15 protein-coding genes and 1 pseudogene are annotated in these 15631 nt (G+C 32.0%); 5 read left to right on the forward strand and 11 right to left on the reverse strand.

Annotated features, from left to right (window positions below):
* Positions 1-19 precede the first annotated feature (19 nt).
* Positions 20-463, forward strand: a complete 444-nt coding sequence (locus GXK57_RS24800; protein ID WP_160680702.1) for a 4Fe-4S dicluster domain-containing protein — start codon at positions 20-22, stop codon at positions 461-463.
* Between the two features lie 4 nt (positions 464-467).
* On the forward strand, positions 468-1694 hold the full coding sequence (locus GXK57_RS24805; protein WP_160680703.1) for an FAD-dependent oxidoreductase: 1227 nt from the start codon (positions 468-470) through the stop codon (positions 1692-1694).
* A 271-nt stretch (positions 1695-1965) separates the two neighbouring features.
* Here GXK57_RS24805 and GXK57_RS24810 read toward each other — a convergent pair whose 3' ends face one another.
* From GXK57_RS24810 to GXK57_RS24845, 8 genes are all read right to left on the reverse strand, one after another.
* Positions 1966-2490: a class I SAM-dependent methyltransferase gene (locus GXK57_RS24810; RefSeq protein WP_160680704.1), complete on the reverse strand. Its 525-nt coding sequence runs from the start codon at positions 2488-2490 to the stop codon at positions 1966-1968.
* Between the two features lie 83 nt (positions 2491-2573).
* Positions 2574-3311, reverse strand: coding sequence for a DUF1963 domain-containing protein (locus tag GXK57_RS24815; protein ID WP_160680705.1), 738 nt, complete (start codon positions 3309-3311; stop codon positions 2574-2576).
* Positions 3312-3722: 411 nt separating this feature from the next.
* Complete coding sequence (locus GXK57_RS24820) at positions 3723-5093, reverse strand: glycoside hydrolase family 1 protein (RefSeq protein WP_160680706.1); 1371 nt, start codon at positions 5091-5093, stop codon at positions 3723-3725.
* Positions 5094-5711: 618 nt separating this feature from the next.
* Positions 5712-6563: a type II CAAX endopeptidase family protein gene (locus tag GXK57_RS24825; protein ID WP_160680707.1), complete on the reverse strand. Its 852-nt coding sequence runs from the start codon at positions 6561-6563 to the stop codon at positions 5712-5714.
* 240 nt (positions 6564-6803) lie between these two features.
* Positions 6804-7124: a hypothetical protein gene (locus tag GXK57_RS24830; RefSeq protein WP_160680708.1), complete on the reverse strand. Its 321-nt coding sequence runs from the start codon at positions 7122-7124 to the stop codon at positions 6804-6806.
* 13 nt (positions 7125-7137) lie between these two features.
* Positions 7138-8028 carry a GNAT family N-acetyltransferase gene (locus GXK57_RS24835; protein WP_160680709.1) on the reverse strand — a complete coding sequence of 297 codons (891 nt, stop codon included), beginning with the start codon at positions 8026-8028 and terminating at the stop codon, positions 7138-7140.
* 20 nt (positions 8029-8048) lie between these two features.
* Positions 8049-8294, reverse strand: a complete 246-nt coding sequence (locus GXK57_RS24840; protein ID WP_160680710.1) for a hypothetical protein — start codon at positions 8292-8294, stop codon at positions 8049-8051.
* A gap of 502 nt (positions 8295-8796) precedes the next feature.
* A complete protein-coding gene (locus tag GXK57_RS24845; RefSeq protein ID WP_160680711.1) occupies positions 8797-8946 on the reverse strand; it encodes a hypothetical protein in 150 nt (49 codons plus the stop codon).
* 143 nt (positions 8947-9089) lie between these two features.
* Between GXK57_RS24845 and GXK57_RS24850 the strand changes: the two genes are divergently transcribed.
* Positions 9090-10721, forward strand: coding sequence for a recombinase family protein (locus tag GXK57_RS24850; RefSeq protein WP_160680712.1), 1632 nt, complete (start codon positions 9090-9092; stop codon positions 10719-10721).
* Between the two features lie 735 nt (positions 10722-11456).
* On the opposite strand, the pseudogene GXK57_RS24855 reads toward GXK57_RS24850, so the two are convergent.
* Positions 11457-12194, reverse strand: a pseudogene (locus tag GXK57_RS24855) (D-alanyl-D-alanine carboxypeptidase family protein); the annotation flags it as partial.
* Positions 12195-12948: 754 nt separating this feature from the next.
* Here GXK57_RS24855 and GXK57_RS24860 point away from each other — a divergent pair.
* Positions 12949-13524, forward strand: coding sequence for a DUF2953 domain-containing protein (locus tag GXK57_RS24860; protein ID WP_160680714.1), 576 nt, complete (start codon positions 12949-12951; stop codon positions 13522-13524).
* Entirely contained in the window at positions 13514-13921 is a 408-nt protein-coding gene (gene ytfJ, locus GXK57_RS24865; protein WP_202127788.1) for a GerW family sporulation protein, read from the forward strand. Before GXK57_RS24860 ends, ytfJ begins: the two co-directional genes overlap by 11 nt.
* Before the next feature lie 49 nt (positions 13922-13970).
* Here the strand turns inward: ytfJ and scpB are convergent, their stop codons facing one another.
* Together scpB and GXK57_RS24875 are read right to left on the reverse strand one after the other, a co-directional pair.
* Positions 13971-14579 carry an SMC-Scp complex subunit ScpB gene (gene scpB / locus GXK57_RS24870; protein WP_160680715.1) on the reverse strand — a complete coding sequence of 203 codons (609 nt, stop codon included), beginning with the start codon at positions 14577-14579 and terminating at the stop codon, positions 13971-13973.
* Complete coding sequence (locus GXK57_RS24875) at positions 14557-15303, reverse strand: segregation/condensation protein A (protein WP_160680716.1); 747 nt, start codon at positions 15301-15303, stop codon at positions 14557-14559. The genes scpB and GXK57_RS24875 overlap by 23 nt, the downstream gene beginning before the upstream one ends.
* Positions 15304-15631: the final 328 nt, after the last annotated feature.

Consider the following 15631-nt stretch of genomic DNA (forward strand, 5'->3'; position numbering starts at 1 on the left):
GTTTTAGGAGGACGATGCTATGAGAAGAATAATCATAGATAAGGCCTTATGTGAAGGGTGCTTAAATTGCACCCTTGCATGTATGGCTGAACACAATGAAAACAGCAAATCATTAATGGACTTAAATCTTCATGATAGTAAAAATGGAAGCAGAAATCATATTGTCTTAGATGAAAATGGTAAACCTACTCCAATCTTTTGTAGACACTGTGATGAACCAGAATGTGTCAATGCTTGTATGAGTGGAGCTATGACAAAGGATCCAGTTACAGGAGTTGTATCCTATGACGAAAAGCAATGTGCTTCTTGCTATATGTGTGTTATTTCCTGCCCTTACGGAGTGCTTAAATCCGCTGACGATTCTAGAGTTATCTTAAAATGTGATCTATGCAACGGCCGTGAAGTTCCAAGATGTGTTGAAAGCTGCCCTACAGGAGCTATTCAGCTTTGTATGGAGGTGTAATTTTATGAAATATGTAATAATAGGTGCCAGTGCTTCAGGTATAAATGCTGCCAAAACTTTAAGAGCCTTAGATTCAGCTTCTGATATAACTATTATTTCTAAAGATGTAAACGTATATTCTAGATGCATGCTACATCATCTAATAAGCGGTGAAAGAAATCTAGATAGACTTTCCTTTGTAGAAAAGGACTTCTTTGAAAAAAACAATATAAACTGGCTTAAAGGCCAAGAAGTAAAAGACCTTAATCCCGAAACTAAAACCCTTGTATTGAGTGATGGTCAGAATGTTAGCTATGATAAGTTACTTATAGCTTCTGGTGCTTCCGCTTCTATTCCTCCTATAAAGAATTTAAGAGAAGCCTCTAACGTTCACCCTTTGAGAAATATAGAAGACGCTATCTCTATAAAGGAAAGCTGCAAGCCTCAAGACAATGTTGTAATAATAGGTGCTGGACTAGTTGGTATAGATGCAGCAGTTGGTCTTATAGAAAAGAAGGTAAATATTCATCTAGTGGAAATGGCAGATAGAATACTTCCTCTTCAGTTAGACAAAAAAGCCGCAGCAAAATATGAAAAGCTATTAAAGGATAATAACGTTACCCTTCATCTTAGCTCCTCTGCAAAAGAAGTAGTACTTAATGAAAAGGGAGAAGCAACAGGATTAATAATAAACGATAATGAGCTTATTCCCTGCAGTACTATAGTTGTAGCCGCTGGAGTAAGACCAAATATAGACTTCTTAAAGAATTCTAATATCAAATGTGATAGAGGAATATTAATTGATGAATTCTGTAGAACAAATATTGAAGATATTTATGCTTCAGGAGATGTTACAGCATTATCTCCTATCTGGCCTGTAGCTGTAAGACAAGGAAAAATCGCTGCTTCCAATATGGCTGGAAAGAAAATACCTTGCAAGGATAATTTTGCATTCCTTAACTCAATGAATTTCCTAGGGCTTCAAGCTGCCTCCATAGGAATAGCCAATGCTCCTGACGACAGTTATGACATAAACACCTTAGAAACCAAGAATGTATACAAGAAGATAATCCTTAAAGATGGTGTAATCCACGGTGCTTTACTAGTAGGAGATCTATCCTACTGTGGAGTCCTAGCCTATCTTATAAAAAACAAGATAGACGTTTCCCATATTAAGAAGGACTTCTTTGACCTAAACTTCGCTGATTTTTATGCTACCAAAGAAAATGGCGAATACACTTATGCTATATAAAATTCGTATTTGTTAAAATACAGTTTTGTAACTAAGTGTTCAATCCTCCAAGGCTTTGATGAAAGTGCACAAATAATTTATGCACTTTCACCTTAATCACTTAAATTTAACAATATTATTCGACATAGACAAACCCTAAATAAAAGCTGATAGTAATATTTCAAACTTACTATCAGCTTTTTCTATTCATCGAATCTGAACATCTTGTATATCACCAACATTTATTTAAAACATTCATATATACATTAAAACTTGTGCTCCACACCCTTAGCTAGCCTAAGTTTTTCCAGCATTGATAGAAATGGTCACCCTCAGTGCTCTCCTCTACCAACATAAATCCACTAGTACTTATCAATTTCCTAAAATACTCTGCATCCTGATAAGCATCTTTTTTTCCAACTCCATAGGTTGTACTAATAACCTGCTCATCTATAGTAATTTCAATATCTGTTAAAAACGGATTTGCTTCTTTTATTTTTGTGTCCCATACATATAAACGGCCTCCACGCCTTAACACTCTGCTTATTTCTCCGATTACTTTTGGATGGTCATTTTTATTAATAAACATAAAGCTATAAAAAGCAGTGACGTTATCAAAGCAGTCCTCTACAAAAGCCATTTCTCTAGCATCCATAACAAGCTTAATAGGACCTTTAGGCGCTTCCAGAAGTTCATCCTTACGATTATCTATAACAATGGCTTGGGTTGGATATAACCTTCCGATTATACCTTCTCCCCCACCTCCTATATCTAAAATGTTACCTTCTATATTTCTAATAAGTTTTATCTTCCCCATAAAATCTTCTCCCTAATACCCCATAAAAAACTAAAATCCAGACAAATTTATTCATTCTATAATACTTTACATCCATATAAAAATTAGCAGCATTGCCAATCATACTGAACTTTTGAAAAGTCTCTATTCTCTAGATCTTGTTTAGAGATAAAGAAGTTGCAATTTCCACTATCTCCAAACATAATACCACAGTTATCTTCAACATCTAGCTGAAGAAGCAAAATATCATATTCTCCATAAAATTCAGGTTCAGCTTGAACAAAGTATGGATAGCCAGCTACTCTGCTACCTTCACCATCGAATTCTTCCCAAGCCTCTTCTTCCTGCTCTTCAGTAAAGGGCTTTCCAGCAAAAGCTTTATCAAAGTCTTCACAGCTACAGGTTATTGGCATTTCTCTTAATTCAAAATTCATTTTACCATTCTTATTAAAAGGTAAGAAATCTGCATATTCTTTTTCATAAGGATTCTCTAGAACTAATCTACTCTCATCCTTTATGTAGTTCTCAATATACCTGACCTCACAAGGAGCATCAAACCCATAACAATCATCATTATTTATAAAAAACTGAAGCAGCCCTTCCTCTGGCATGTCTTCAAGCTCAACTAAATCAGATAGATTGATCTGTGCCAGAAATATCATCGGTTTACCGTTCTTTCCTAAAGGATATTCTTGAATACTCTCCAGATAAGGGCACCCTCCTAGTTTACTATCCCAAGGCTTTGTGTCCTCTAGTGTAAAAGTTATTTCATTCGCTTTACGTAGTGATTTATTTATTGTATCCTCATAATCTTTAAAAAGTTCTGGAACCTTGTATGTCATATATTTACCTCCAAATATTTATCTTAGTTATTTATTTACCTGAAAAAGTACGATGCTAATCCTAATATTATATAAATAAAATAACAAATCATTGTCAAGCTATTCAAATAAATATTAAATAATATAACAAGTCATAATATAAAAATATTATAATCATTATTGTTCCTACTAATCCCCGAAAATGATTCAACTGTTATAATTTACATAAGTATTGTCGGAAACAACATTATACTTGCCTTTTTGAGCTTCATCAATATATCTCTTTTATAATCATATTTTATAATATAAAAACTACCTTACAATACAATTTTGTACTATAAAGTAGTTTTATTCAAGGAATTTCTATCTACACTTATGTTTAGAACATAAAACTTATTATATATATAATTATCTGCTTAAGTCAAAACTACACTAGAGCTCTTCTCCATTTGATGCTATAACCTTCTTAAACCAATCAAAGCTCTTCTTCTTATACCTCTTCAAATCTCTTAAATCTGTTTCATCACGGTTGACAAAGATAAATCCGTATCTCTTCTTCATCTCTCCCTGAGAGCTTAAAATATCTGTGCATCCCCAAGTTAGATAACCTATTACCTCTACTCCTTCTTCCATAGCCAGCTTCATCTGTTTTATATGATCTCTTAGATAATTAATTCTATAATCATCATTTACAGTATTATTTTCATCCAACTCTTCTCTAACACCAATTCCATTTTCAGTGACAAATATAGGCATCCTATATCTAGCATATACTTCCTTTAAAGCGATTCTAAAACCTATTGGATCAATAGTCCATCCCCATTCATTGGCCTTTAGTAATGGATTTCTTTTTATTGCCCCAAATAATCCCTGATCCTCACCAGTGGTGTCTTCTACAATATCACTTCTATAATAGCTGAAGGTAAGATAATCTACAGTATTTTCTTTTAGTAATTGTTCATCTCCTGCCTCAAATACTGGCTTTATACCTCTCTTTGCCCATAAGCTAGTGATAAAGGATGGATATTCACCGTTAGCAAACACATCAAAGTGTAGATCATTAAATAATTCCTTTACTTTTTGGTTGGCCAATGCATCCTCTGGCTTGCAAGTAGCTGGATATGTTGTAGTATAAGCTATCATTCCGCCCATCTTTCCATCAGGTATTATCTCATGCAACAGTTTGGTTGCCTTAGCATGAGCTATAAAAACATTATGACAGACCTGGAAACCAACTGCTTCCTTATTGTCACCTTCCTTTGTTTTAACTCCCCAATGATCAATTCCAAAAACCGAAAAGTTCTGCTCATTGAAAGTTATCCAGTATTTAACCTTATTCTTATATCTTTCAAATACAAGCTTTGCATAATTCGCAAAAAGATCTACTACTTTTCTTGACACAAATCCATTGTATTTCTCTGCTAAAGTCTTTGGTAAATCAAAGTGATATAAAGTAATTACAGGTTCTATGCCATTTGCTAATAATTCATCAAATAAATCATCATAAAACTTTAGCCCTTCTTCATTAACTTGCCCTTCTCCATCTGGTATAACTCTTGACCAGGAAATACTGGTACGGTATGAATTAATCCCTAACTCCTTGAACAACTTAATATCTTCCTTATATCTATGGTAAAAGTCAACAGCTGTCTTCCAATCTGAGAAGTTTTCTTTTATCTCTCTTTCATCTACTATGGAAAGACCTTTTCCGCCTTCATTATAAGCTCCCTCACTTTGAAAAGAAGTTACAGCACTTCCCCATAAAAATCCTTCTGGAATTATACCCTTTATGTTCTTATCCATCTCTCTACTCTCCTCCTATTAATAGACCTTGTTAAAATCCCTGTTACAATTAAAATAACAAGCAATCCCGTGCATTAGTTAGCTTAGGCAAAGAATTATAGCTGTAAGCAACCTTTACCCTAGTATTCAAAATGCTATTGATTACTACAAACATATTTTAACTCTCAATTCTATTATATGGAGTGGTTGTCTATACAAGAATTTCATATTAAATCTATAATGTCATCTTCAGTAAAAAAACACTTCTATATATGCTAATAAGAAGTGTTTTTTTAATTCTATATTAAATTTTAGCTTTTTCAAAGTGCCTCATTAAAATTAGGCACTCAGATACCTGATAATATAATGAGCTTGTACAAAGAGTTACCATGCTTTTTCAACATTACAACGCTAAAACTGTTTTATTAATTCTGATATTTCACTAAATTATTTAACTTATGATTTTCTTCTCACGAATTAAACTATCTAATACTTAAGCGCACTGCTTATACAAACCCAATTATAGGGTTCACATATGGAAGTTTAAGTTATACTCACCGTTAAAATCTTGCAAAATCTATTGCAAGTAAAACTCATAACTTAAAGTTTGATCCTGTACCCCTATATGTACATACATAATTAAAATGCATTGTATTTGCTATAATTTCTAAGCCTTATTCTATAGGCCACCATAAACATAAATAACAAAATTACATACATTATTGAGGTTAATATAAACATATTTTCAGTCAAATAAGCTAAAGTAAATTTAGAGTTCGCACTAATAATAACCAATCCTGGTTGTCCTTTAATACTAGCTAGATTAGAGAAGAAGTCTGTGGCAATATGGATACCTACTGACATATAAAGTGATCTAGTTACTATATAAACATAGCCAAGCAGAATTCCACCGGTTAAAACCGCTAACAACTGGCTTATGCTCTGGTACCTTGTACAGTGGAAAATCATAAAAATTATAGAGCTAAATATAAGTCCAAACATCTTACCTTTGTACTTTGACAAATAACTTAGTAAAACGCCTCTAAAAAATACCTCTTCACAAAATCCCGCAAAAGCAGCTCTTACAAGTAAACTTAAAACAAAAGCTAACACTACGTTCCAGGAGTAATAGCTAAATCCAACTCCCTCATAAAAATAAAGTTTTATTACAAAACCTGCAATAAACATAAATACAGAACCTAAAAGTCCCATAGCTACTCCTGACCATATTTTCTTTCCATAGTTTTTTTCCTTCTTAAAACCTATGGTCTTAAAGAAGCTTTTTTCACTATATTTTTTTACGATTATAAACTGAACAATAAAAATAACAGCTTCTAATAGTACGTTTCCTAGAAGACTATCCGGAAGTATATCTACTCCCACTCTCTTTAGTGATGAAAGAAGAATCTCTAATACAATAAGCGTTGCAATGGTAAAAAATATTGACTTTACTGCTACAAAAGCATTTTCATTAAATTTAGTATCTTTCATTTTATCGCCTCTTTTTTTATATGTGCCGACTTAATCCCAGCGTTACCTACTGCTAACTCTTTTATAGTTTTGGATCTGTTTAGAAACATAATGATTTTAACATTGTTCTAATTTAAACTATACTTAAGCATTTTCACATTAAGACTTCACATCTATATTTAACTTTAGTCAACATCCAAATTATACCACAAACACAATATACATTAAAAGCTTGTATTAAAAAACAGTATCACTCTTCAACTATTTATCAATTAAATCTTCCTTATATCTTTTGCACATAGCATTTATTTGTATACTTTCCTTTATCATTCTGGTGCATATATTCTCCATCTCCTCAATACTTTGGGCCTGTATCTTTGTATCATTTGATTTTATACCCTTCCATAGACTTTTTAACTCTTCTTCAAAAGCTAAGGCCTCTTCTTGAAACTCCTCAAATTCCTCCAATATTACAGCATAGCCCTCATGAGAAGAATTAAGAGCCTTAAACTTGCTTCTTGCACTTTCAAGTTCAAGTACTGACAGTTCTTCAATCTTATTAACTAAATCCTTATGCTCCATTTATTTTACCTCATTAATTATATTTTAAAATCTTGCTCAGCATGTACTTTTCACTTAATCCTATAAACCCTAGTTTAGAGTAAAAAACTTCTGCATCATTTCCTATCTGGACACTGAGTCTTACTGCCGGATATTTATCTATTAACAAACTTAAGGTTCTTTTTATCATCTTAGAAGCTAAGCCTCTATTTTGAAAATCAGGATGCACCACAAAATCTAATATATATGGTAGCTCATTCACTAATCCAACAGTACAATTACCGATCAATCTATTGGTTTTAGCTTCAAAAATCAGTGTGGACCATTCTCTTGGTATGTTGTTTTGGCTTGTATGACTAAAATATGTATCAACGCTTACAGTTTGAAACTCATAGCTCTGCTGAGAAATAACTTTAGGCTTATTTGCCCTATAGGTTTCATAATATAACTCTGCCATAGACTCTTTATTCTCTAACTTTGGCTCACATAATTTATATTCTGGCTCAAAACTCACCTCAAACTTTTCAGTAGCTCGAACCATTATTTTATTAATCTCATTAAGCTCATAGCCTAAGCATGTATAATAACTAAGACTGTCCTTATCAGCATCTTGTACTACAATCACTTCATTATTATCAGAAATTTTCTCAGCATAATTAGCTACACTCTTAATGATCTGCTCTATTTCATATGGAGGAATAACAAATACACATTTGATCATATTAGGCTTTATTAGGGCTCCACCAACTTTTATTCCTTTATGTAATACCCAGTAGCAGAAACTTACATTTTTATACCTTTCTATATCGCCCTCAAAGCTAAGCGACATCCATTCATTAACCTTGGTTAATCTGTAGATAGCATGATACCTAGCCCATTGCTCACTAACAGCTTGTACAACTTCATATTCATTTATGCACTGCATATAGTTCCGCCTTTCGTTATCTATTTTTTACTCAGTCCCTTTAAGGTAATCATTATACCTACTACTACAATAATTGCTGCAATATATTGGAATCCCCAAATACCTAGCAAGGCCAAAATTCCAGCAAAGATTCCTACCAAAGTAACTTCTATTCCCAATAGCATTAGTTTAATATCACTAATATTACTTTCTTTTATCATAAGCACAAAAGCTGTTAAAATCACTATGATTACCACAACTGTAATTATTATTGCTAATATGGACATGTAAGCCTCCCTTTTTTTCACTTAGAAATTTACTAATATAATTTCAGCTTGAAGTTACGTATATTCAAAATTCTAGCTTTAAATTTGTACTTCATAATGGTGTCACTTCTCAATAAAATTTATATTTTAAATTCTCCTCTCAGAACCCAGAGGAGTTTCGAAAATAGGTTTCTGATGGAAATAGTACAACTTTATAGTGGTACAACTTCAACTATTAAATTATACGTACCCCATGATCCCAGAAACCTCGATTATCGAACTAACATAACTCAAGTTCCCATGTAGGAGTCACTTAGTCATATCTTTTACAATAATTATACTCTTGGGCTTGGCTTCACGTCCAATATTTTACACTTAATTTAAAATTTAACATTACTTTAACCTTAATTAAATGTATAAAATAATGTATAAATAAAAAATATATTTCTTAACCATGAAAGTTATCTTTATGAGGTATTTATTAGAATAAGCTAGCATATGAATTTCTTTCATCAGATTTATTTTAAGTATTCTTTTGTAACTTCTGTAGAAGCTTAATACAGTCTTCCCTTCCGTATTCCTCTACCAATATCTTAGCTAAGGCTTTTGCATACTCTCGCTTTAATCTATCTGATGCTGCTCCTTCCATATTTACTGTTATTTTATTGTCCATGTTCTAAGTAACCTCTTAATTATTCCAACTAACATATAATATGAAGCTACTTATATTAATGTCCTCACTTAAATAATCCTAATTTTTTGTCATATATAAGTTCTTTATAAATAAAATAATACCAAAAGCCTCAGGAGGTTTTTATGAAAGCAGCTATCTATAGCAGAAAATCTATATTTACTGGTAAAGGTGATTCAATTGAAAATCAAATAGAGTTCTGTAAGGAGTATGGGAAAAAATTAGGGATTGAGGAATACATAGTTTACGAGGACGAGGGGTTCTCTGGTAAAAATACTAATAGGCCAAGATTTCAGCAGCTTTTAAAAGATGCCAAGAAAAAAGCTTTTGATTTTCTAATATGTTATAGGCTTGATAGAATAAGTAGAAATGTAGCTGACTTTTCCTCTACCCTAGAAATACTGCAAAAATATAATATAAACTTTATAAGTATTAGGGAGCAATTCGATACCTCTACTCCAATGGGCAGAGCCATGATATATATAGCCAGCGTATTTGCTCAGCTTGAGAGAGAAACTATAGCAGAAAGAGTCAGGGACAATATGCTTCAGCTTTCAAAGTCAGGCCGTTGGTTAGGTGGTCAAGAACCCTTTGGCTTCAAGGCTGAAAGAGTTACCTATCTAGACGAAGACTTTAAAGAGCGCTCTCTTATGCAGCTTTCTCCCTATGAAGAGGAGCTTGAGGTTGTAGCTACAATTTTTTCCAAATACATGGAATATAACTCATTATCAAAGGTAGTGAAATATCTAGACTTATGCTGCATAAGAGGTAAAAACGGAGGGCATTGGTCAACTATGCAGCTTAAAAGAATTCTCTCTAGTCCCCTATACGTTAAGTCTTCAAAGGCTACAAGTAACTATTTAAAAAATCTAGGAGTCAATGTGTTTGGCGAAGCAAATGGCAACGGATATCTTACCTATAATAAAACAAAAAATATTACTGAAGAGAGAAATATCAATGAATGGATAGCTGCTATTTCAAGGCATCCCGGCATCATAGAAGCTGACACTTGGCTAAATGTGCAAAATAAAATCATAGCTACTAAGGAAAAGAATATAAAAAGACTAGGTACAGGAAATAACGATGCTCTGCTATTAGGTATACTACAATGTGAAAAATGTGGTGCTCTTATGAAGTTAAAGCAAGGGCGCTTCTCTGACAAGCTTAATAAAAGACTAGATTATTATGTTTGCTCTAATAAAGATAAAAGCCACGGAACTATTTGTAATAATAAAAATATCAGAGTGGACATACTAGATGAACTTGTTATTAAAAACCTTAATATATTAGACAAAGACTTTTTAAGTAAAGAACTATCTACTTTATTATATTCCCCTGCAGTAAATGAAACTAGCAATGATGAACTTAAAATCATTGACCTAAAAATAAAAGAAAGTGAAACTATTATCTCCAGTCTAGTAAAAAAACTAGCTGTTTGTGATAGTGAACAGGCCTCAAAGCATATAGTGTCTGAGATTGAAAAGTTAGATGCTAATCTTCAGCAGCTAAAAGATAAAAAACTTAGCTCTTTTGCATTAAATAAGCACTTAAAAGCTTCTGATCATAATTTAACAATTGATAATTTATCCTATGCTTCCCATAATCTTAAAATACTTTTGGATACCTTCGATAAAATTAATAACCAGTATTCTGTTATAAAAAATGCTGATCACAAAAGAACCTTAATAAGACTGGTAGTAAAAGCGGCACAGTGGGACGGAGCTAACGTCATGCTTACCTTGAGTTCTCTTAAGTAAAATTGTTGCTTTTATATAACTTAAGCACAATATTCTGTTCCAGCATCAATACAATCAATTAACTCTCTGTCCATCTACTCCTCCACAAAGATTATTTAGGATTTCAACCATATATAATTCAAGTTTTTCACCTTTACACTATTCACACTCTAGTGGTTAAGTTATTCTGAAGGTTTATTAAAATCCTATACTACTAAATTATTTCATTAGAAGTAATTTGGTTACTAAATGATATCTAATTTGAAAAGTTTATTTTTATGCTCCTAAAGCTATTTTTAGAACCTCTTTTCTTATTTGTAGCTATAAAAACTATAAATATGAAGTGTAATGCCTAGAGTAAATCATAAATTTAGCTTCTGTTAAAGTATGGTGTTGAAATTAAGTATTCAGTGATACAATGCTTCGATGATCTTGCGCTGATTTCTACATTCTATAGTCAATGTGGCATAAATAATTAGTGCACCTTAAACTTACGTAATTTAAGGTGCACCAAAAGCTTTATTTTCTATAAACATATTTTTTTATTATCTCATTTCCATCATTATCTAGCACCGTTACTTTTCCACCGATTTCATACTTTTTATTATTTTTAAAGTCCTTATAATCTATCTTATAACTTTTTCCTTTAGGAAGTACAAAATCTATGGCTTTTTCTCCATCATAATTATTTTTAGCTGCCACTGTTTCACCTACAGCTTCTTTAGTTGGCACTGAGTAAAAATCGTAGTTTTCTTTTACATATTTATATACCTTCTCAGTTGCCTCCCATCTATCTGGACAGTTAAGAACTACTATAATAATATCTCTTCCATTATGATTAATAGATGAAACCAAACATTTTCCCGCCTGTCCTGTATATCCTGTTTTTACTCCATTTGCCTCAGGTATTCTGTGAAGTATTTTATTTATATTTGAATAGTCTCTGGTAAATCCATATTTTTCTTTTCTTATTTCCTTTACAGCTGCAATTTCTCTAAACTTAGGCTTTTCCATAGCCACTGAAGTAAGAAGCGCTAGATCGTAAGCAGAACTATAATGATTTTTACTATCCAGTCCATGGGGAGACTCAAAGTGAGCATCCATAAGCCCTAAGCTTGTTGCAAAAGAACTCATGTGCTTTGCAAAATTTTCTACACTTCCTCCTTGAGCCTCTGCTAAAGCTATTGCAGCATCATTACCTGATCTTGTCATAAGTCCAAAAACAAGCTCATGCATAGATATTTCTTCTCCTGATCTAAAACCTACGGTAGACCCTCTAATACCAGCAGCATTTTTGCTTACCACTACCTTTTCTTCTAAGTTTTTATTAGATAAGGTTACCAGTGCAGTCATTATCTTTGTTGTGCTAGCCATAGGAACTGGCATATATCCATTCTTGTTATATAATACTTGCTTTGAATTTCTATCCATTGCTAGTACATATCTAGCACTTGGTGTTAAATCCTTGGCGTATACCATTTTATTAGTGCACATAATAGAACTAGTAAGTACTAGGCTCATACAAAAACTTAATACCTTCTTAATATTCATAATATCAATCCCTTTATTTAGTTTGGCTATGGATATACTAATATAGGGTTCCTACCACAACTTTTAATTTATACGCGACTAGAAATCCCCAAAAACTAGGATTTGCAAACAAGTATAAATTAAAGTTCCACATGTGAATCCAATATAGGTTTCTACTTCCACTCTCTAGTTATGAATTCCTAAAGTTCATAGGCACATAATTTTTGAACATGCATAACTTTAGCTTTCATAATTGAACCCTATATAGGATTCACGGCTCGAAGTTTAAGTTATACTCACCGTTAAAGTCTTGCAAAATCTATTGCAAGTAAAACTCATAACTTAAAGTTTGATCTTGTAGCCCTATATAGGGTTACAACTTCTCAACTATTAAGTTATGCATACAGCAAAAATCCTCAGAAACCACGATTTTCGAACATTCATAACTTAAGTTTTCATAATTGAACCCTATAGATGCAACACTTCGCAATAAAATTTATATTTTCAAATTTTCCTCTCAGTATCCAGAAGCGTTTAAAAAATAGATTTCTGTTTTAAGCGGTGCATCTTTGATAAGGTAATCTTCCTTTGGTACATCCATATTTATAAATTTCCCAAAATTAATTGTAAATAACCTAGATATACATGGTTATAGGTTTAAAAATTGGAAATACTATAACTATAAGGATTGAGTATCCTTTATCTGGAGGAATTTTTAATGCGTGTATTATATATTTTGATAATCATACTCATATTGATGCTCATACCTTTTCCTGTGAAGATTCAAGTGGTATTTAAAGAAATGGATTTAAAGGTATATTTATATAAATTTAAGGTATTTTCATTAATTGAGACTTTAAAAAAGAAAACAGAAAAAGATAAAAAAAAGTGTAAGCCCAAAAAAGAAAAGAAAAAAAAGAAAAAGCTTGTAATGAACTTAAGTGTTGTACAGAACATCATTTATAAACTAAATAATAATCCAATTAAGCCTAAAATAAGACTTTATTATGATATAAACTACTCAACAGGTGATGCCGCCAGTACAGCAATTGTATATGGCATAATTTATCAAGCTATAGCGGTTCTTAACCTTGTAATCAATGTTCTATTAAAAATCACCTTAAATAAGACTGATGTTGCGCCAAACTTTCAGTCAGAAGATGTTTTTGTTAAAATCCAATTTAAAAGTATAATTTTTTTAAATTTAGTAAAAATTATATATATGATTTTATTAATATTATTGTCCTTAAAATATAAGGAGGTGGACCCTAAAGGGGAAAATTATGGAATGTAATCATCCAATCGAAAACTTAATGAAGACAACAATGGAAAGTCTTAGAGACATGATAGATGTAAATACAGTAATTGGGGACGCTGTAGAGACAAAAGATGGCAGTTATATCATCCCTATATCTAGAGTATCTTTTGGCTTTGCATCTGGTGGAGGAGAATACGGTAAAGAAACCTCTGAAAAATATCCATTTGGTGGCGGCTCAGGAGCAGGGGTTACCGTAAGACCTGTTGCATTTTTAGTTCTTAGAGAGAACTCTGTCAGGCTTCTTCCTGTGAACCAAAACAATACTTACGACAGAATAGTAGATAATGTCCCTCAAGTATTAGAGGTAATAAAAGACTTTTTCTCAAAATCAAAAAAAGAAGAACCTTGTGAAAAACCAGAGGATTACCTATAAAACTAAAAATATAGACTTTCATCACTTTTGACGAAAGTCTATATTTCTTTTATTCAGTATCCTCTTCATTTTCTTCTTCATTATTATCTATTTCCTCAAATAAATCTAAGGAAGGTAATTCTTTAAGATCTTCAAGTCCAAACTGTCTTAAAAACTCTTCAGTAGTTCCATACTGTATTGGTCTACCAATAACATCCAATCTTCCCATTTCTTTTATCAAGTTCTTTTCCAAAAGCTTCTGTAGTGCGCTATCACTTTTAACTCCACGAATTTCGTCAATCTCAACACGGGTTACAGGCTGTTTATAAGCTACAATAGCTAAACTTTCTAGAGAAGCTTGAGATAATGATTGTCTCGTGTTCTTCTTTAAAAGCTTTTGTATATAATCACTATTTTGTGGTTTTGTAACTAGCTGATACATACCATTGATGCTGATTATTTTTATTCCTCTTCCTTGATTCTCATATTCTTCTGTCATAGCATCAACTATTTCTTCAACGAAATCTATTTGGCATTCTAGTATTCTCGCTATATCCTTTGCACCTAAAGGTTCTCCCGATACAAAAAGTAGTGATTCTATTACTGACATATATTGTTTTTTCGTAGATACTTCTTCAAACCCTAGTTGATCTATACTAATCTTGTCCAATATTTTCATTCCTTTCAATATATATGTTAGCGAAGCTATCCTCTTGCATAACCTTTATCACTCTCTGTTTAATAAGTTCTAGCACAGCTAAGAAAGTTACAACCTTTTCTATCTTTGATTCACATTCATAAAGAAGGTTTTGAAAATCAATATTGCTTCTCTTAAGCACCATATCAGAAATGTAGCTCATCTTATCTTCAAGCTTGTACTTATCTGCATAGATTCGCTTTTCGATAACATTTGTATTCTGTTTATTTTTATAGTTATTTATCAGTTCATTAAACAAATTATATAAATCAAGCATAGTTATATTTAAAAATATATCTTCATTGCTGTCTTTACTTAAATCTTCTATAATTTCAGGTTTCTTAGTAAATATCTTTCCTGTATACAAGCTCTTTTTACCAAGAAAAGCAGCAGCATTTTTAATCTTTTTGTAAATCAAGAGTTTTTCAACTAAGTCAAGCTTAGGATCTTTATCCTCTTCATCTTCCTTCACTGGCTTTGGCAGTAACATTCTAGACTTAATCTCCAGCAAGGTTGCAGCTACTACTATAAATTCTGATGTAATTTCCAAATCCATCTCTTTCATAGAATTCAAAAAATCCATGTATTGATTAGTCAACTCATATATCTTTATATCATGAATATCCATTTTATTTTGCTTTATAAGATGTAGCAACAAATCAAATGGTCCCTCAAAATTAGTTATCTTAATACTTGGAAGCTGCATGTAATCTCTCCTATTGTTTCAATATTAAAACTTGCTTCAAATTATGTATAAAGTATAATCTCTTATAATATAATAAGAATTATTTCTATTCCAAAACTTAATAATATCACATATTTGCTAAGTAATAAATGAAAAAATACATCTCTTTATATAATATCAATTTCACAATTATTAAGCAATAAATGTACAAAGATCACTGAAACTAACTTTAACAACATTTATTTAATACATTCATATAAGCATCTGAAATTCTACTAAGGCTAACTTCTTCAGGAGCTTTTTTGCGCATCTGCCTTTTCTGAACGTATGTGAAGAAATTCTGGCAGGC

This window comes from Clostridium sp. C8-1-8 (assembly GCF_009928445.1).
In the GTDB taxonomy this organism is placed as follows: domain Bacteria; phylum Bacillota; class Clostridia; order Clostridiales; family Clostridiaceae; genus Clostridium_AR.